This is a genomic window from Streptomyces abikoensis (assembly GCF_014648775.1).
In the GTDB taxonomy this organism is placed as follows: domain Bacteria; phylum Actinomycetota; class Actinomycetes; order Streptomycetales; family Streptomycetaceae; genus Streptomyces; species Streptomyces abikoensis.
Genome location: NZ_BMRT01000006.1, coordinates 95,075 through 112,583, shown reverse-complemented (window position 1 = coordinate 112,583; position 17,509 = coordinate 95,075). Strand labels below are relative to the sequence as shown.

Sequence of the window (17,509 nt, the reverse complement as noted above, 5' to 3'; positions counted from 1 at the left end):
GCAAACGGAACAGTGATCCGGTTCACACGCGAGCCGGGTGGGTGGGGGTGGCTGTCAGTGACGTGCGGCATGATCGAGCCGTGACGCGACGCCTGATGCTCCTCGACACCGCCTCCCTCTACTTCCGCGCCTATTTCGGGGTGCCGGAGTCGGTGAAGGCCCCGGACGGCACGCCCGTGAACGCGGTGCGCGGCCTGCTGGACTTCATCGCCCGCCTGGTCCAGGACCACGAGCCCGACGATCTGGTCGCCTGCATGGACTTCGACTGGCGCCCGCAGTGGCGCGTCGAGCTCATCCCGAGCTACAAGGCGCACCGGGTGGCGGAGGAGGTCGAGGGCGGGCCCGACGAGGAGGAGACGCCCGACACCCTCTCCCCGCAGGTCCCTGTGATCGAGAGCGTGCTGGACGCGATCGGCATCGCCCGCGTCGGCGCCGTCGGCTACGAGGCCGACGACGTGATCGGCACGCTGACGGGCCGCGCGCCGGGCCCGGTGGACATCGTCACCGGCGACCGCGACCTCTTCCAGCTCGTCGACGACGCGCGCGGCGTGCGCGTGCTGTACCCGGTCAAGGGCATGGGCTCGCTCCAGGCCGTGGACGAGGCCGTGCTGCGCGAGAAGTACGGGGTGGACGGTCCGGGGTACGCGGATCTGGCGCTGCTGCGCGGCGACCCCAGCGACGGGCTGCCGGGCGTGCCGGGCATCGGTGAGAAGACGGCGGCGAAGCTGCTGGCCTCCTTCGGCGACCTGGCGGGGATCCTGGCGGCGGTGGAGGATCCGGCGGCGAAGATCAGCCCGGCGCAGCGGAAGCGGCTGGCCGAGGCGGGGGCGTATCTGGCGGTGGCGCCGAAGGTGGTCCGGGTGGCCACGGACGTGCCGCTGGCCCCCTTCGAGACAGCGCTGCCCAGCGAGCCCCGGGACCCTGAGGTGCTGGAGGCGCTGGCGGAGCGCTGGGGGCTGGGCGGCTCGCTGCAGCGGCTGCTGAGCGCTCTGGCCCGATGAGCTGTTAGGTTAGGCAGACCTAACTTTACGATCCGGTGTCAGGATCCAGTTTCAGGATCCGGTGACAGGATCCGGTGATCAGGGGAGACAGCCATGGCAGACCGTCCCGTACGCAAAGCGCCCCGGCTCACCCGCGCGCACGTGCTGCGCACGGAGCGGCTGACGCCGCACATGGTGCGCGTGGTCCTGGGCGGCGAGGACCTCGCGGAGTTCGGCGCCGGAGAGTGCACGGACCACTATGTGAAGCTGCTCTTCCCCGTCGAGGGCGTGACCTACCCCGAGCCCTTCGACATGGAGGTCATCCGCCGGGACCTGCCGCGCGAGGCGTGGCCCCGGACCCGTACGTACACCGTGCGCTCCTTCGACCGGGCCGCCCGGGAGCTGGCGATCGACTTCGTGGTGCACGGGGACGAGGGCCTGGCCGGCCCCTGGGCCGCGACGGCGCAGCCGGGCGCGGAGATCCGGATGCTCGGCCCCGGCGGCGCCTACGCCCCGGACCCGGCCGCCGACTGGCACCTGCTGGTCGGCGACGAGAGCGCGCTGCCCGCCATCGCCGCCTCGCTGGAGCGGATGCCGGAAGGCGCCGTGGTCCACGCGTTCGTCGAGGTCCCGGGCGAGGACGACAAGCAGAAGCTGGAGCTGCCGGACGGCGTCGAGGTCACCTGGCTGACGCGCGACGGCGCCCCGGTCGGCGCGGCCCTGGTCGAGGCCGTGCGCTCGCTCGCCTTCCCGGCGGGGGACGCCCAGGCCTTCGTCCACGGCGAGGCGGGCTTCGTCAAGGAGCTGCGCCGCCATCTGCGCGTCGAGCGCGAGGTGCCGCGCGAGCGGCTGTCGATCTCCGGCTACTGGCGCCGGGGCCACGACGAGGACGGCTGGCAGGCCTCGAAGCGCGAGTGGAACCAGCAGGTCGAGGCCGAGCAGGAGGGCGGCCCGGCGACCGGGGCCGCCGCCTGAGCCCTCCTCTGACGGGACATCACGGATATCCTCCCCGCATGAAACGTGCCCGGACAGCCCTGGCGTCGCTGGCGCCCCTCGCCGCGGCGGCCCTCGTCCTGACGGCCGCCGCGCCGGGTTCCGCGCAACCCCTGGACACCTCGGATTCCTCGGACTCCGAGTCGTCCATATCCACCGCCGGGCCCACCCAGCGCGGCCGCGAGGTGGTCTTCACGGTCACCACCGGCCGGTCGACGCTGGACGCCCACGACGGCCACCTCACCGTCGAGTCGCCCGCGTTCCTCAAGAAGCTGACCCTCAAGGAGAAACGCTTCCGGGAGGGCAAGGACGGTCAGTTGTACACCAGGGTCGCGGGCATGGTTCCTTGTGACATCGCCCCCGGCACCTACCCCGTCGACCTCAAGGACGGCGGCGAGGAGGAACCGGCGGAGTCCGTCGAACTGACCGTCGTCCCCGAAATGGCCCCGGGCAACCGCGAGTTCTGCGACGGCCCGAGGGGCTACGACGAGATCGTCGACAGGACGAGCGAGACGGCACCGGACGAGGACGACGAGGGCAGCGAGGGCGTCTCCCTCGGCGAACTGGCCGCCGTCATCGCCGGCACGGCGACCCTGGCCGCGGTCCTGGCGTCGACCGCGACCTACCTCCTGACCCGGAAGCGGAAGCACGACCGCCGCGACGGGGGCGGGCAGGAACCGGGGCCGGGGCCGGAGGACGCTGCGCGTTAAGGGGCCAGGGGACCGGGGGTTAGCCCCACCGGAGCCGGGCGGGTAGCGGGATCGTCCGGGACGGCCGGTTCCGGAATGGTTGGGCGAGCCCAGCACGTACCGCTGGTTTCCCAACGATTCCCAGGAGTTGACCCGTGCGCGAGCAGGCATGGCGAGGTTTCCGTTCTTCCGGGCGGCGGAGCGGCCGGCGCGGAGTGGTGGCGGCCGCGATCGCGGTGGCGGCCGGTGTCATGACGACGATCGTCGTGGCACCGCCCACGGCATCCGCCACCACCCGGCCGGACACCGTCCAGCAGGGCCTGAACGCGCTGGTGCGCGGCGACGGCCCGCCCGCCGCCCTGGCGAGCGTCAAGGGCCGTGACGGCCGCACCCGTACCCATACGGCAGGCGTCGGCGATCTGGCCACCGGCGCGAAGGTGCCGGCCGACGGTCAGGTGCGGATCGGCAGCAACACCAAGACGTTCACGGCGGTGGTCGTGCTGCAACTGGTCGCCGAGGGGAAGATCGGCCTCGACGCCAAGGTCGACACCTACCTTCCGGGCCTCGTCCGGGGAAAGGGCATCGACGGTCGCCGCATCACCGTCCGCCAGCTCCTCCAGCACACCAGCGGGCTCCCGGAATACGAGGGGGACATCGACGACGACACCATCCGGCACCGGTACTTCGAGCCCCGCGAGCTGCTGGACGTCGCCTTCCGCCACAAGGCCGACTTCGCCCCCGGGGAGGGCTGGAACTACAGCAGCACGAACTATGTGGTGGCCGGCCTGATCGTCCAGAAGGTCACCGGCCGCACCCTCGCCGCGGAGATCGACCAGCGCGTCGTCCAGCGCCTCGGACTGCGCCACACCTACTTCCCCGCCCCCGGCGACAGGACCATCCGGGAACCCCACCCCAAGGGCTACCACCGCGCTTCGGCGGACGCGCCGCTGCGCGACTCCACGGAGATCGACCCCTCCGTGGCCTGGGCGGCGGGCGCCATGATCTCTACCAACTCCGACATCAACCGCTTCTTCACCGCGCTCCTGGCCGGCCGTCTCCTCCCGGCGGCCCAGCTCGCCGAGATGCGCACCACCGTGCCCATCGGCAACACCGGCGCCGGCTACGGACTGGGCCTCATGAGCAGGCCGCTGTCGTGCGGCGGCGTCTACTGGGGCCACGGCGGTGACATCAACGGCTACGAGACCCGGGGCGGAGTCACCGACGACGGCCGCGCCGCCAACATCGCGGTGACCGCCATCCCGACCGACGAGGCGGTCACGAAGCGCTTGGAGGGTCTCGTGGACACGGCCCTGTGCCGCTGAGCCACGCACGGTGACGACGTTCACCGCCGGGATCAGCCCTCGCTGACCCCGGCGGGTGGTCTCACCCCACCGACGAGTACGCCACGACTCCCCGCAGCAGCCCCTCGACCGCCTTGCGGGCGTTGCGGGTGACCGGGCTGCCGGCCGGGGCCGCTGCCGCGATCTGGCCGAGGACGTCGATGAGCTGCTTCGTCCAGCGGACGAAGTCGCCCGCGGGCATCTCGATCTCGCGCAGCACCTCGTCCAGCCCGTGGCCGGAGGCCCAGCGGTAGGCGGGCCAGGCGAAGCCGAGGTCGGGCTCGCGCTGGCCGACGCCCTCCGCCTGATTGATCTTGTGCTGTTCCTCCAGGGCGTCGAGGCGGCCCCAGATGCGGATCATCTCGCCGAGGGCGTCCTTCGCGGGGCCGGCGGGCAGCTTCGGCGGGGCCGCGTCGTCCGCGACACGGGCCTCGTAGACCAGGGCGGAGGCGCAGGCGGCCAGCTCGGCGGGCTTGAGGCCGTCCCAGACGCCTTCGCGGAGGCACTCGGAGGCGAGCAGGTCGAGCTCGCCGTAGAGGCGGGCGAGGCGGCGGCCGTCCTCGGTGACCTCGTCGCCGTGGAGGTAGTCGAGGTCGGTCAGGAGGGCGCAGATGCGGTCGAAGGTGCGGGCGATGGTGTTCGTCCGGCCCTCGATGCGCCGTTCCAGCTGGCGGGTGTCGCGCAGCAGGCGGTGGTAGCGCTCGGCCCAGCGGGCGTGGTCCTCGCGGTCGGAGCAGCCGTGGCAGGGGTGGGAGCGGATGGCGGCGCGCAGGCGGGCGATCTCGCGGTCGTCGGCGGCGGGGGCGCGGTCCTTGCGGTGGCGGTCGGGGACCATGTGCCCGGCCTTGGTGCGCAGCGCGGAGGCGAGGTCGCGGCGGGACTGGGGGCTGCGCGGGTTGAAGGAGCGGGGGATGCGCATCCGCTCCATGGGCTCGACCGGCACGGGGAAGTCGATCGGGGCGAGCCGCTTGACCTGCCGCTCGGCGGTGAGGACGAGCGGGCGCGGGCCGTCCTGGTGGTCGAAGCCGCGGTGGCGGTCGGAGCGGCCGGGCGGCAGGCCCGGGTCGAGGACCAGGGCCAGGCCGGCGAACTTGCCGGTGGGGACGTGGATGACGTCGCCGGGCTTGAGCCGCTCCAGGGCGGCCGCGGCGGCGGCCCGGCGCTGGTTCGCGCCCTGCTTGGCCAGCTCGGTCTCGCGGTCCTTCAGCTCGCGGCGCAGCCGCGCGTACTCCTCGAAGTCGCCGAGGTGGCAGTCGATGGCCTCGCGGTAGCCGGCGAGGCCCTCCTCGTTCTTCTGGACCTGGCGGGAGATGCCGACGACGGACTTGTCCGCCTGGAACTGGGCGAAGGAGGTCTCCAGCAGCTCGCGGGAGCGGTGCCGGCCGAACTGCGAGACCAGGTTGACCGCCATGTTGTACGACGGCTTGAAGCTGGAGCGCAGCGGGTAGGTGCGGGTGCCGGCCAGGCCGGCGAGGGCGGCGGGGTCCATGCCGCGCTGCCACAGGACGACGGCGTGGCCCTCGACGTCGATGCCGCGGCGGCCGGCGCGGCCGGTGAGCTGGGTGTACTCGCCGGGGGTGATGTCGGCGTGCTGCTCACCGTTCCACTTGACGAGCTTCTCGAGCACGACCGAGCGAGCGGGCATGTTGATGCCGAGGGCCAGGGTCTCGGTGGCGAAGACGGCCTTGACGAGGCCCTTGACGAAGAGCTCCTCGACGACCTCCTTGAAGGTCGGCAGCATGCCCGCGTGGTGGGCGGCGATGCCGCGTTCGAGGCCCTCGAGCCAGTCGAAGTAGCCGAGGACGTGGAGGTCCTCGTCGGGGATGGCGGCGGTGCGCTCCTCGACGATGGCGCGGACCCGGGCGCGTGCCTCGTCGTCGTTGAGCCGCAGGCCGGCGTAGAGGCACTGCTGGACGGCGGCCTCGCAGCCGGCGCGGCTGAAGATGAAGGTGATGGCGGGCAGCAGGCCCTCGGCGTCGAGCCGCTCGATGACCTCGGGGCGGCCGGGGGTCCAGATGCGGCTGCGCTGGCGGCGCTCGCGCTCGCGGTCGGCCTCGCGGATCATCTTGCCGCGGCGGCGCTCGCGCGGGTTGTAGACGCGGCTGTTCTCCATGCGGGCCATGCGCAGCAGGTCGGGGTTGACCTCGCGGCGGGCGGCGCCGCGGCCGCCGTGGTCCGTCTCCTCCTCGAAGAGGTCGTACATCCGGCGGCCGGCGAGCACGTGCTGCCAGAGCGGGACGGGGCGCTCCTCGGAGACGATCACCTGGGTGTCGCCGCGGACGGTGTCGAGCCAGTCGCCGAACTCCTCGGCGTTGGAGACGGTGGCCGACAGGGAGACCAGGGTCACCGATTCGGGGAGGTGGATGATCACCTCTTCCCAGACGGCGCCGCGGAAGCGGTCGGAGAGGTAGTGGACCTCGTCCATGACCACGTAGCCGAGGCCGATCAGTTCCTGCGAGCCGGCGTAGAGCATGTTGCGCAGGACCTCGGTGGTCATCACGACCACGGGTGCCTCGGCGTTGACGCTGTTGTCGCCGGTGAGCAGGCCCACCTTGTCGGCGCCGTAGCGCCTGACGAGGTCGGTGTACTTCTGGTTGGAGAGCGCCTTGATGGGCGTGGTGTAGAAGCACTTGCGGCCCTGGGTGAGGGCCAGGTGGACGGCGAATTCGCCCACGATGGTCTTGCCGGAGCCGGTCGGCGCCGCGACCAGCACCCCCTTGCCGGCCTCCAGGGCCTTGCAGGCGGCTATCTGGAAGGGGTCCAGCTCGAATTCGTACATCTCGCGGAAGGGGGCGAGCGCGGTGGCCTGCTCGGCGGCGCGCTGCCGTGCCAGGGCGTAGCGCTCAGCAGGGGACATGTCCTCGGTCATCTTGTCTACGAGCCTACCGGGGAGCCACGACAGTCACCTGATCTTTATCGAGCCCGGGGGCCGGAGGGCGGGAACGCGGCGGGGCGGCCGCTCGGTGAGCGGCCGCCCCGGTCCCGGGTCATCCGTGCGGGATCACGTCACGTCGTCGTAGCCGCGCTGGTGCCGGTCCTGCTCGGGCAGGCTCGACATGGGCCTGGAGTCGCCGATGGGCTGCGGTTCGAGGTCGAGCGGGGACGCCTCGTCGTCGTCGAGCTGCCGGTCGGGGTTGCGGCGGTCGCGGCGCTTGTCGTTGAGGATCGCGAAGCCGACGGCGGCGAAGTACAGGATGCTGATCGGCACGGCGAGGACGCACATGCCGAACGGGTCGGTGCTCGGGGTGGCCACCGCGCCGAAGACGAAGGTGCCCATGACGACGCCGCGCCACCAGCCGGCCATGGTCCGGCCGGAGACGAGGCCGACCAGGTTCGCCATCACCAGGATCAGCGGCAGCTCGAAGGCGAGGCCGAAGACGAGGATCATCCGGACGGTGAAGTCGAGGATGTCGTTGAGGCCGAGGGTGTTGGCCGCGGTCTCCGGGGTGACGCTGAGCAGGACCCGCATGCTGGTGGGCATGATCAGGTAGGCCAGGTAGGCACCCGCGAGGAAGAGCGGGGCGGCCGTCGCGACGAAGGCGACCGTGTACTTCTTCTCGTGCCGGTGGAGGCCGGGGGCGAGGAACGCCCACAGCTGGTAGAGCCAGACCGGCGAGGAGACGGTGACGCCCGCGAGGAGGCACACCTTGACGACGGTCGTGAACGGCGAGGACAGGGTGTTGAACGTCAGGACCGCGCAGTTGCCGCCGTGGCTCTGGGCCAGATCGCGTCCCTCGCACTTGGGGACGGGAGTGGAGAGGAACTCCATGATCTGCTTGTTGTAGAACGCGGCGATGATCGCTACCACGACGATGGCCAGCACGGCCTTCGCCAGCCGGTTGCGCAGCTCGCGCAGGTGCTCCGCGAGCGGCATCCGCCCCTCGGGGTCCTTCTCCTTCTTGCGGGCAGACTTGAGCAACCCACGTCCCTATCTCGTGTGGCAGACGGTCGCCGACGGCGGCCGTCTCAGTCTGTCCTGGGTCAGCGCTGCTGGGTGCTGCGGTCGGTCGGCTCGGCGACCGGGCGGGAGGTCACATCGCCGGGGGCGGCCTTGATGGTGCGGGGCGCCTGCTCGGCGGCGGGCGGGTCGGCGGGGGCGGCGGCGGTGTCGGTGCTCTCCGCCTTCATCGCCTTGGCCTCGCTCTTGAGGATGCGGGCGGACTTGCCGAGGGAACGGGCCATGTCCGGAAGCTTCTTCGCACCGAACAGCAGGACGATGACGACAAGCAGAAGAATGAGCTCAGGCGCTCCGAGCCGACCGAACATATGCGTTTACCTTCTCACCGAAGCGGGATATTGGTGGGACCGGCCGACCGATCGGACATATGTCCATCAGCCGTACGGCAGCGATCGTAACGCGCACGGGTAAACGCGCGGCAATCCCCGGGCATACGTCCGGTCCCTCGCGGCCCTCCGCCTCGTCCGCAGGGCCGCCCGGACCAGACTACCGCCCGCCCCGTAACCGGGAGGAGGGCCGCGTCTCAGTCCTTCCGCAGCGTCCGCGCGCTCTGCGCGGCGAGCGGCGCGGCGGCTTGTTCCAGGTCCTCGGCCGCCCGGGTGACGCGCCGCGACGCCTCCGCCACCTGCCGGGCCAGCCTCCTGGTCTCCACGAACACCCGCGCGGCGAGGACCGTGAGCACGGCGAGACCGCAGAAGCCGAGGGCGATGGCGAGCATGGGCCAGAACATGGGGCGAAGCCTAACGAGGGAAGTGCGAAAGAACGGGAAATGGCCGGAAAGGACTGCTTGACGCCCCGGGCGATGACGCCCTACGCCGTGATGTGCAGCCGCAGGGTGCGGACCCCGCCACCGGTGAGCAGCTCCACGATCCGCTCCCCCGCCGGCTTGCGGACCGCGGAGCCGCAGTCGGGGCAGGTGAAGGAGTAGAAGGTGGTGCGGTCACTGGCACCGATCGCCAGCCGCAGCGCCCCGGCGGCCAGCTCGAAGCTGGCCCGGCAGTCGGGGCACGCGGCCTTGAAGACGGCGGCGACCGCGACCCCCGCCCCGGTCACCGCCCCGGCCACTCCCGGTCGTGGTTCTCCTGCCACCGTCGGCCCCTCCCTCACTCTCCGTACGCCGCGAGCGTCTCGCGGGCTGCCTCCCGGGCGCTGTCGGCCAGCGCCTCGGGCGAGACGATCCGCCCGTCCCGGCCCAGCCGCAGGGCCAGCCTCCGCAGCGAGGCGGGGTCGGGGGTGCGCAGGGTGATCCGCAGGCCGCCCTCGGGCAGCTCCTCGGCGCTGTCGTGGGGGTAGTACTCGGCGACCCAGCGGCCGCCCGGGCCCACCTCGACGACGACCTCGGGGTCCTCGGCGGCGGGCTGGACCAGCCCCTCGGACAGGTCCCGCAGCTCCACCGGCGGCGGGTCCGAGGCCTCGTCCAGCAGCCGGATCTCGGCCACCCGGTCGAGCCGGAAGGTGCGCCGGGCCTCGGAGAGCCGGCACCACGCCTCCATATAGGTGTGGCCCACCGCGAACAGCCGGATGGGGTCGACCTCGCGCTCGGTCAGCTCGTCGCGCGCGGGCGAGTAGTAGCGCAGCCAGACCCGGCGGCGCTCGGAGATGGCCCGGTCGATCTCGGCGAAGACCCCGCCCTCGGACTCGAAGGTCACCGAGAGCCGGGAGCTGGCGCCCGCCGCCTCGCCGGCCGCGCCCTCGATCTTCGCGGTGGCGCGGACCAGCGCCTGCCGGTCGCTCTCGCGCAGCCCCGGCAGGGTCGCCACGGCGCGCGCGGCGACCAGCAGGGCGGTGGCCTCGTCGGCGGCCAGCCGCAGCGGCTCGCCGGCGGACGTGCCCGAGGCGTCGGGGTTGTGCCACCAGATGCGGTCGCCGTCGGTGTCGATGTCCAGCAGGTCACCGCCCCGGAAGCTGGTGCCGCACATGGGCAGCACGTCCAGGTCGCCGATCAGCTCGTCCTCGGTGATGCCGAAGGCACGGGCCACATCGGCGACCCGGGCGCCCGGGCGCTCCCGCAGATAGGTGACCAGCGACAGCATCCGCCGGGTCTGGTCAATGGCGTTTCCGGCCATCAGAAGTCGGTCCCGTTCCTCTCAGCCCTTGGCCACGGCACGCAGCCGCTCGATCACATCGGCCCGCAGCTCGGCGGGCTCCAGCACCAGGACGTCGGCGCCGAACTCCACCAGCCAGGCGTCCAGGCCATGACCGTAGGGGATCTCCAGCTCGTCCCAGCCGTCGCCCAGGTCATGGGAGGCCACCGCCCGGGAACGCAGCGGATAGCCGTGGCCGGCGCGCACCTTGATCCGGGCCGTACCGGTGGCCGTCTCGCCCGCCCAGCTCTCCACCGTCGTGCGCACCGTGACGTGGTCGGGCACGGGCGCGGTGAACGCCAGCGCCCGGGAGCGGACCTTCCCGGTGATCCGGGAAAGCCGGAAGACCCGCTCGGCGTCCCGCTCGCGGTCCCAGCCCGCCAGGTACCAGTGGCCGCGCCAGCACTCCAGCGCCCAGGGCTCGACCTTGCGCTGCTCGGGGTGGGCGGCGTTCGCCTTGCGGTAGTCGAAGACGACGACGCGGCGGTCGCGCGCGGCGAGCATCAGCGGCTCGAAGGCCGCCTCGTGCACGGGGATCCGCGTCTCCAGGGCGCTCTGCCCCTCGTACGGGTCCTCCGCCAGCGGCATCCCGGCGGCGCGCAGCTTCTGCAGGGCGCCGCTCGCGGCACCGGCGAGCCGGGCCTGCTGCCAGACCTTGGCCGCCAGACCCAGGGCAGCGGCCTCCTCGACGTCGAGGGTGATCGGAGGGAGGCGGTTGCTGTCGCGGCGGGCGAGATAGCCGGTCTCGCCGTCGACGCCCTCGACGGTCTCGATGATCAGGCCGAGCTCGCGGAGGTCTTCCTTGTCCCGCTCGAACATCCGGTTGAAGGCGTCGTCCTTCGGGGATTCGCCGCCATCGGAGGCACCGCTCGAAGCCGAAGCCTCGATGTACGCCTCGATCGAACCCCGCAACTCCCCCTTGGTCAGCGGCCGGCGTGTGCCCAGCAGGCACAGCGCCAGACTCATCAGCCGCTCGGCCTTGGCAATCGCCATCGACGCCCTCTCTACTTGTGCTCTCAACCGTTGACCGTACCGCTCAGCGGTCGAACGACAAAAGCCGAGGGCCCGTGCCAGGCGGCACGGGCCCTCGGCCTTCGTTCGCTTGAGTCTCAGACGCCCATCAGGTCGCAAACGAAGATCAGCGTCTCACCCGGGGCGATCACACCGCCACCGGCACCGCGCTCGCCGTAGGCGAGGTGCGCCGGGATGGTCAGCCGGCGACGACCGCCGACCTTCATGCCCTGGATGCCCTTGTCCCAGCCCTGGATGACCTGGCCGGCACCGAGCTTGAACTCCAGGGCGCTGCCGCGGTTCCAGCTGGCGTCGAACTCCTCGCCCGTGGAGAAGGCCACGCCCACGTAGTGGACCTTCACGAAGTCGCCGGCCTTGGCCACGGCGCCGTCGCCCTCCCAGAGGTCGACGATCTCCAGGTCGGCCGGCGGCTGACCCTCGGGGAAGTCGATCTCGGGCTTCTCGATGTTCACGAAAGTTCTCCTACGAAAGATGCTGTGGACAACCGTGCAATTCTGGCAGACCCCCCGCCGGGGTCAGACCTTGCCCACGATGTCGACCACGAAGACCAGGGTGTTCTTGTCCAGGCCGCTCTGCGCCTGGCCCTCGTAGCCCAGCTTCGGCGGGATCACCAGCTCGACCCTGTCCCCGACGTGCTTGCCGACCAGGCCCTTGTCCCAGCCCTGGACGACCGACCCGGTACCGATCTGGAAGGCGGTGGCACCGGCGTGGTCCCAGGAGGAGTCGAACTTCTTGCCGTCCTCCCACTTCACGCCCGTGTACTGGGCGATCAGGCCGTCCCCGGCCTTGATCTCCGGACCGGTGCCCTTGATCAGCACCTGCTCCTTGAGATCGGTGGGCGCCTTGGTGTCCTTGGGAATGGTGATCTCGGCGGCCTTCTGGGAGACGTACTTGACCTCCGGCATGCCCTCCTCGGGCTTGGCCTGCTCGCCCTTGGCCTCGCTCTTGGCGTCGACCTTCTGGGCACCGACCACGTCGATCACCCACACCAGGCCGTCCTCCGGCTTGACGCCCGCCTGCGGGTTCAGCTGGTCGCCGATGAGCGCCTTGGCGGTGCCCTCGACCTCGATCCGCGAACCGGCCTTCTGACCGATCACCGCGTCGAGGACCTTCGCGGGCATCTCCTGGCTGGGCTGCCCCAGCTGCTGCACCAGCTGCCGGCGCGGGGCACCCGGCGTGGCACCCTCCTGCGGCGTCCAGGTGCCGCCGAGCGGCTTGTTGTCCTTCATCGTCTGCCCGGCGAAGTCCAGACGGACGAACGAACCCTTCTCCGCCTTGTCACCCGAGCCCTCGGTCAGGGTCTTGACGACCAGCTTGTCCGCCGGCTTGGCGTCCTTCGGCACGGAGATCTCGGGCTTCTCCCCGAACTTCCCCTTCACCGTCACCTTGGCGTCGGAAGACTTGCCGTCCTCGGACCCGCACGCCGCGGCGGTCAGCAGCAGGACGGGCACGGCCAACGCCGCGGCGAGGCGACGCGCGTTCTTCGTGTGGTTCATGAAGTCCAACTCGGGCTGTAGGGGTCGCTGGGCAGTGTGCGCCACTCTACGGCCTGTCTCCCGCCGATCAACCCCGTCCGACACGGATGTGCGCCGGGTCCGGCGGACCCGGCGCACATCCGTGCCCCTCACACCCCGGAATCGCGCTCACATTCCCGCGATCAGCTTCTCCACCCGGTCGTCCACCGACCTGAAGGGGTCCTTGCACAACACCGTCCGCTGCGCCTGGTCGTTGAGCTTCAGGTGGACCCAGTCGACGGTGAAATCCCGGCGCTGTTCCTGGGCGCGGCGGATGAAATCACCGCGCAGCCGGGCCCGGGTCGTCTGCGGGGGCACCGACTTCCCCTCGAAAATCTTGATGTCATTGCACACCCGGGCCGCCTGACCGCGCTTCTCCAACAGGTAGTACAGCCCCCGGCGGCGGTGGATGTCGTGATAGGCCAGATCTATCTGCGCGATCCTCGGGTGGGACATGGTGATGTTGTTCTTGGCCCGGTACCGCTCGATGAGCTGGTACTTCATCACCCAGTCGATCTCCGTGGAGATCAGGTCCAGATTCTCGTCCCGGATGGCTTCCAGCGAACGGCCCCACAGCTCCAGGACCCGCTCGACCGTGCCCGTCCGGATGCCGCGGCGCTCGCAGAAGTCCACGGCCTTCTCGTAGTACTCCTGCTGGACCTCCAGGGCGGAGGCCTCCCGGCCGCTGGCCAGGCGCACCTTGCGTCTGCCGGTGATGTCGTGGCTGACCTCGCGGATGGCCCGGATGGGATTCTCCAGGGTGAGGTCGCGCATGACCGTACCGGCCTCGATCATGCGCAGGACGAGGTCGGTGGCACCGACCTTCAGCAGCATGGTCGTCTCGGACATGTTGGAGTCGCCGACGATGACGTGGAGCCTGCGGTAGCGCTCGGCGTCGGCGTGCGGCTCGTCGCGCGTGTTGATGATCGGGCGCGAGCGCGTGGTGGCGGAGCTGACGCCCTCCCAGATGTGCTCGGCCCGCTGGCTGACGCAGTACACCGCGCCACGCGGGGTCTGGAGCACCTTTCCCGCGCCGCAGATCAGCTGCCGCGTCACGAGGAAGGGAATGAGGATGTCCGCGAGACGCGAGAACTCCCCGTGCCGCGCGACGAGATAGTTCTCGTGGCAGCCGTAGGAGTTCCCGGCGGAGTCGGTGTTGTTCTTGAAGAGATAGACGTCGCCCGCGATCCCCTCCTCGTGCAGGCGGCGCTCGGCGTCGACCAGCAGACCCTCGAGGATGCGCTCGCCCGCCTTGTCGTGGGTGACCAGCTCGGTCACGCTGTCGCACTCCGGAGTGGCGTACTCCGGGTGCGATCCCACATCCAGGTAGAGACGGGCGCCATTGCGCAGGAAGACGTTGCTGCTGCGGCCCCAGGAAACGACACGGCGGAAGAGGTACCGCGCCACTTCGTCAGGGGACAGCCGGCGCTGTCCTCTGAAGGTGCACGTGACGCCGTACTCGTTCTCCAGCCCGAAAATGCGGCGGTCCATGCCTGAACATTACGCCTGATGCCCTGCGCTGAAACCGGGTTCGACCGCACCGTTCCGATCATTTTCCGACCGGGCCACGACGGTGGACGCCTTCTCGGGCGCCCGCAGGGACGCCCGGAAGGCGACGATCACCAGCAGGGCCGCGACACCGCTGCCCACCGCGACGAGGAAACCCGCACGGGCGCCACCGGACTGGACCGCCGGCCCCACGAAGGCCGTACCGATCGCCGCGCCGACGCCGAAGGACGTCACCAGCCAGGAGAACGCCTCGGTCACCGTGCCCCGCGGCGCGTGCCGGTCCACGACCACGAAGGCGGTGGCCAGACAGGGCGCGAGGAACAGGCCCGCCACCCCGGCGAGAACCGTCATCGCCACCGCACCCGGCACCAGCAGCAGCGGCACGTAGAACAGCGCCAGGCCGCCGACGAGCACCCGCAGGCGCTGCTCCGGAGTGCCGGGCCACTGCCGGGCGCCGTGGATGGAACCACCGATCAGGGCGCCGACGCCCAGGGCCGACAGCAGCCAGCCGGCCACGTTGCCGCCACCGTGCGCGTCGCCGTAGGAGACCGCGGCGACGGCTATGGAGCCGAGCGCGGAACCTATGCAGAAGAAGGTGCCCAGCAGCACCAGCAGCCCCCGGGAGCGGAGCGCCCCCAGCCAGTGCGCCTCACGGGGCTCGCTGCGCCACGTGCGGGAGGGCGGCGAGGTCACGACCGCGAGGGCGCCGATGACGCCCATCAGGTGGAGGGCGTTCAGCGCGGCGGCCTCGGACCAGATCGCGACGATCCGGGTGACGATCAGCGGGCCGACCACGTAGATCAGCTCCTGCGCTATCGCGTCCAGGGAGTACGCGGCGTGGAGGTCGTCCTCGTTCTTCAGGACCGACGGCCACAGGGCCCGCAGCCCGCCCTCGAGCGGCGGCGCGAAGAAGCCAGCCACGATCATGGCCGCGTAGGACAGGGGCACCGGGTCCAGGCCGACGACGGTGAAGGCCGCCATGCCCAGCGCGGTCATCAGGGCCGCGGGCAGGATGACACGGGGCTGGCCGTAGAGGTCGACGGCCCGGCCGAGCAGCGGCTGGCCGACGGCGTTGGCCACGCCGTAGACGGCGGAGAGCGCGCCGGCGAGGGTGTAGCTGCCGCCCTCGGCGCGGACGAAGAGGACGATCGCCAGCGCGGCCGTGGCGTTGGGCAGCCGGCCCACCAGGGTGCCGGTCAGCAGTCGCGCCGCGTGCCGTGTCTTGAGCATGTCGACGTAACCGCCGCCCGCCGCCGCCATTGTCCGCCTCTCGTCCTTGACCGATCGTTTTTGACCGAGCGATCCCGGTTTTACGTATAACTAGAAGAGTCATACGTACCATGATCGGAGCTCGCGGGTCCAACCCGTGTGGTGACAGCGGCAGCGGAGAGGGGCGCGGCAGCGGTGACGGAGGTCCAGAGCGGGGAGCGCGAGGAGCGCGGGGGCGGCGGGGGCGAACGGTGGCCGACCGTCCGGGGACGGCACGCGGCGGCCGCCCGGGCCACCAGCCGGGACGTGGCCCGGGCGGCGGGGGTCTCGCAGGCGACGGTCTCGCTGGTCATGGGCGAGAAATGGCGCGGGAGGGTCTCCGAGCGGACCGCCGGGGCGGTGCGCACCGCCGCCCGCGAGCTGGGCTACCGGCCCAACCTCACCGCGCGCAGCCTGCGGCTCGGCCGCGCGCGGACGGCGCTGCTGGTCGTCCCGGCCCTCACCAACGAATTCTTCGCCCGCGTCTACACCGGCGCGGCCCGCGCCGCCGCCGAGTACGACATGGGCGTGGTCCTCTACCCCTCCCCGGAGGGCACCGGGCCCGCCCGCGACCCCTTCGCCTCCGCGCGCGCGACGCTGGACGGCGTGATCGCCTCCTCGATCGCGGCCGAGGCCCTGACCGACCTCCGCGAGGGCGGCCTGCCGCTGGTGATGCTCGACAGCGAACCCGGCCGGACCGACGCCCCGGCCACCGTCAACCTCGACATCGCCGACGGCATGCGGCAGGTGACGGAGCATCTGCTGGCCCTCGGCCACCGGCGCTTCGCGCACATCGCGGCCGACATCGACTCCTGGACCTTCCGCGTCCGGGCCCGGGCCCTCGCCGAGGCCCTCCGGGGCACGGCCGGGACGGTGCTGCGGACCGAGCCCGCCGCCCTCGACGTGGCCTCCGGCCGCCTGGCCGCCGCACGCGCCCTGACCGCACCGGGCGGGCCGGACGCCCGGCCGACCGCCCTGATCTGCGACGGGGACGTCCTCGCGGCGGGCGCCTGCAAGGCGGCGCGACGGCTGGGGCTCCGGGTGCCGGACGACGTCTCGGTGACCGGCTTCGACGACCTGCCGCTCGCGAGCGCCCTGGAGCCGGAGCTCACGACGGTGCGGCTGCCGGCGGAGGCGGTGGGGGAAGCGGGCATGCGGGCGCTCGTGGCCGTCCTGGACGGCGGGGCACCGGCGTCGGCGGCGCTGCCGGTGGAGCTGGTGCCGCGCGCGTCGTCCGGCGTGGCCCCCTGACCCGCCCCTTCCCGTAACCGGGGCTCCGCCCCGGGCCCCGGTCCTCAAAACGCCGGACGGGCTGCGATGCAGCCCGTCCGGCGTTCGAGGACAACCGGGGTCTACTCCTCCTCCGAGCCCTCCGAGCCCTCGGAGGGCTCGGCCGAGCCCGACCCCTCGTCCAGCAGCCGCTGGAGCTGCCGCCCCAGCAACCGCTTGAACTTCCGCTGCTGCGGCCGCTTCCGGTCCAGCACCGCGACCTCCAGCTGCTCGGCCGTCAGCGTCCGCTCGCTCCCGTTCGTGTCGCGCGCGAGCGACTCGACGGCGAGCTTGAGCGCCTCGGACAGCGTCATCCCGTCCCGGTGCCGCTGGTCGAGATAGCTGCTGATCTGGTCCGCGTTGCCGCCGACCGCCACCGAGCCGTGCTCGTCGACGATCGAGCCGTCGTGCGGCAGCCGGTAGATCTGGTCGTCCTCGGGGGCGGCCCCCACCTCGGCGACGATCAGCTCCACCTCGTAGGGCTTCTCGCCCGCGCTCGAGAAGATCGTGCCCAGCGTCTGCGCGTAGACGTTCGCCAGGCCGCGAGCGGTGACGTCGTCACGGTCGTATGTGTAACCACGCAGGTCGGCGTAGCGGACACCGCCGATGCGCAGGTTCTCGAACTCGTTGTACTTGCCGACCGCCGCGAACGCGATCCGGTCGTAGATCTCGCTGACCTTGTGCAGCGCGCGGGACGGGTTCTCGGCGACGAAGACAACGCCATCGTTGTACTGGAGGACCACGACGCTGCGGCCGCGCGCGATGCCCTTGCGGGCGTACTCGGCGCGGTCGGCCATGGCCTGCTGGGGTGAGACATAGAACGGCGTCGACACCGCTATCCGTCCCTTTCTGTGGGTGACGAGGACATCAGGAGCTCAGAGGATCGCTCGGAG

17 protein-coding genes are annotated in these 17,509 nt (G+C 71.6%); 5 read left to right on the top strand and 12 right to left on the bottom strand.

Annotated elements, in window-relative coordinates:
* The first annotated feature begins 95 nt into the window (after nt 1-95).
* The 4 genes from IE096_RS20340 to IE096_RS20325 all read left to right on the top strand — a co-directional run bounded on the left by IE096_RS20340 (nt 96) and on the right by IE096_RS20325 (nt 3,984).
* Nucleotides 96-1,001 (top strand): 5'-3' exonuclease, encoded by a 906-nt coding sequence (locus IE096_RS20340; protein ID WP_189454235.1) that lies wholly within the window; start codon nt 96-98, stop codon nt 999-1,001.
* Between the two features lie 93 nt (nt 1,002-1,094).
* Complete coding sequence (locus IE096_RS20335) at nt 1,095-1,955, top strand: siderophore-interacting protein (protein WP_189453785.1); 861 nt, start codon at nt 1,095-1,097, stop codon at nt 1,953-1,955.
* A gap of 38 nt (nt 1,956-1,993) precedes the next feature.
* Entirely contained in the window at nt 1,994-2,683 is a 690-nt protein-coding gene (locus tag IE096_RS20330) for a hypothetical protein (RefSeq protein WP_189453783.1), read from the top strand.
* 134 nt (nt 2,684-2,817) lie between these two features.
* Complete coding sequence (locus IE096_RS20325) at nt 2,818-3,984, top strand: serine hydrolase domain-containing protein (RefSeq protein WP_308430364.1); 1,167 nt, start codon at nt 2,818-2,820, stop codon at nt 3,982-3,984.
* 61 nt (nt 3,985-4,045) lie between these two features.
* Here the strand turns inward: IE096_RS20325 and IE096_RS20320 are convergent, their stop codons facing one another.
* The 11 genes from IE096_RS20320 to IE096_RS20270 form a co-directional block, all read right to left on the bottom strand.
* Nucleotides 4,046-6,871 carry a DEAD/DEAH box helicase gene (locus tag IE096_RS20320; RefSeq protein WP_189453781.1) on the bottom strand — a complete coding sequence of 942 codons (2,826 nt, stop codon included), beginning with the start codon at nt 6,869-6,871 and terminating at the stop codon, nt 4,046-4,048.
* A 132-nt stretch (nt 6,872-7,003) separates the two neighbouring features.
* A complete protein-coding gene (tatC, locus tag IE096_RS20315; RefSeq protein WP_189454231.1) occupies nt 7,004-7,876 on the bottom strand; it encodes a twin-arginine translocase subunit TatC in 873 nt (290 codons plus the stop codon).
* A 107-nt stretch (nt 7,877-7,983) separates the two neighbouring features.
* Nucleotides 7,984-8,268: a Sec-independent protein translocase subunit TatA gene (tatA, locus tag IE096_RS20310; RefSeq protein WP_189453779.1), complete on the bottom strand. Its 285-nt coding sequence runs from the start codon at nt 8,266-8,268 to the stop codon at nt 7,984-7,986.
* A gap of 215 nt (nt 8,269-8,483) precedes the next feature.
* On the bottom strand, nt 8,484-8,690 hold the full coding sequence (locus tag IE096_RS20305; RefSeq protein WP_189453777.1) for a hypothetical protein: 207 nt from the start codon (nt 8,688-8,690) through the stop codon (nt 8,484-8,486).
* A gap of 80 nt (nt 8,691-8,770) precedes the next feature.
* Entirely contained in the window at nt 8,771-9,025 is a 255-nt protein-coding gene (locus IE096_RS20300; protein ID WP_229820460.1) for a hypothetical protein, read from the bottom strand.
* 38 nt (nt 9,026-9,063) lie between these two features.
* A complete protein-coding gene (locus tag IE096_RS20295) occupies nt 9,064-10,026 on the bottom strand; it encodes a helix-turn-helix transcriptional regulator (RefSeq protein ID WP_189453774.1) in 963 nt (320 codons plus the stop codon).
* A gap of 21 nt (nt 10,027-10,047) precedes the next feature.
* Complete coding sequence (locus IE096_RS20290; protein ID WP_189453772.1) at nt 10,048-11,037, bottom strand: helix-turn-helix transcriptional regulator; 990 nt, start codon at nt 11,035-11,037, stop codon at nt 10,048-10,050.
* Between the two features lie 116 nt (nt 11,038-11,153).
* Nucleotides 11,154-11,528, bottom strand: coding sequence for an FKBP-type peptidyl-prolyl cis-trans isomerase (locus tag IE096_RS20285; protein ID WP_126913426.1), 375 nt, complete (start codon nt 11,526-11,528; stop codon nt 11,154-11,156).
* Nucleotides 11,529-11,591: 63 nt separating this feature from the next.
* Entirely contained in the window at nt 11,592-12,572 is a 981-nt protein-coding gene (locus IE096_RS20280; RefSeq protein ID WP_189453770.1) for an FKBP-type peptidyl-prolyl cis-trans isomerase, read from the bottom strand.
* A gap of 147 nt (nt 12,573-12,719) precedes the next feature.
* Complete coding sequence (pafA, locus tag IE096_RS20275) at nt 12,720-14,081, bottom strand: Pup--protein ligase (RefSeq protein WP_126913428.1); 1,362 nt, start codon at nt 14,079-14,081, stop codon at nt 12,720-12,722.
* A gap of 9 nt (nt 14,082-14,090) precedes the next feature.
* Nucleotides 14,091-15,359, bottom strand: coding sequence for an MFS transporter (locus IE096_RS20270; protein WP_189453768.1), 1,269 nt, complete (start codon nt 15,357-15,359; stop codon nt 14,091-14,093).
* Between the two features lie 255 nt (nt 15,360-15,614).
* On the opposite strand from IE096_RS20270, the gene IE096_RS20265 reads away from it, so the two are divergent.
* Nucleotides 15,615-16,598 carry a LacI family DNA-binding transcriptional regulator gene (locus IE096_RS20265; protein WP_189454227.1) on the top strand — a complete coding sequence of 328 codons (984 nt, stop codon included), beginning with the start codon at nt 15,615-15,617 and terminating at the stop codon, nt 16,596-16,598.
* A 101-nt stretch (nt 16,599-16,699) separates the two neighbouring features.
* On the opposite strand, the gene prcA is transcribed toward IE096_RS20265, so the two are convergent.
* Entirely contained in the window at nt 16,700-17,449 is a 750-nt protein-coding gene (gene prcA / locus IE096_RS20260; RefSeq protein ID WP_189453765.1) for a proteasome subunit alpha, read from the bottom strand.
* Nucleotides 17,450-17,509 lie beyond the last annotated feature (60 nt).

Excerpts from the sequence above, each read along its gene's own strand:
- tatC (WP_189454231.1), bottom strand. The coding sequence starts at position 7,876 with ATGCCGCTCGCGGAGCACCTGCGCGAGCTGCGCAACCGGCTGGCGAAG.
- IE096_RS20305 (WP_189453777.1), bottom strand. The coding sequence starts at position 8,690 with ATGTTCTGGCCCATGCTCGCCATCGCCCTCGGCTTCTGCGGTCTCGCC.
- IE096_RS20280 (WP_189453770.1), bottom strand. The coding sequence starts at position 12,572 with ATGAACCACACGAAGAACGCGCGTCGCCTCGCCGCGGCGTTGGCCGTG.
- tatA (WP_189453779.1), bottom strand. The coding sequence starts at position 8,268 with ATGTTCGGTCGGCTCGGAGCGCCTGAGCTCATTCTTCTGCTTGTCGTC.
- IE096_RS20330 (WP_189453783.1), top strand. The coding sequence starts at position 1,994 with ATGAAACGTGCCCGGACAGCCCTGGCGTCGCTGGCGCCCCTCGCCGCG.
- IE096_RS20320 (WP_189453781.1), bottom strand. The coding sequence starts at position 6,871 with ATGACCGAGGACATGTCCCCTGCTGAGCGCTACGCCCTGGCACGGCAG.
- IE096_RS20270 (WP_189453768.1), bottom strand. The coding sequence starts at position 15,359 with ATGGCGGCGGCGGGCGGCGGTTACGTCGACATGCTCAAGACACGGCAC.
- IE096_RS20340 (WP_189454235.1), top strand. The coding sequence starts at position 96 with ATGCTCCTCGACACCGCCTCCCTCTACTTCCGCGCCTATTTCGGGGTG.
- pafA (WP_126913428.1), bottom strand. The coding sequence starts at position 14,081 with ATGGACCGCCGCATTTTCGGGCTGGAGAACGAGTACGGCGTCACGTGC.
- IE096_RS20295 (WP_189453774.1), bottom strand. The coding sequence starts at position 10,026 with ATGGCCGGAAACGCCATTGACCAGACCCGGCGGATGCTGTCGCTGGTC.
- IE096_RS20335 (WP_189453785.1), top strand. The coding sequence starts at position 1,095 with ATGGCAGACCGTCCCGTACGCAAAGCGCCCCGGCTCACCCGCGCGCAC.
- IE096_RS20290 (WP_189453772.1), bottom strand. The coding sequence starts at position 11,037 with ATGGCGATTGCCAAGGCCGAGCGGCTGATGAGTCTGGCGCTGTGCCTG.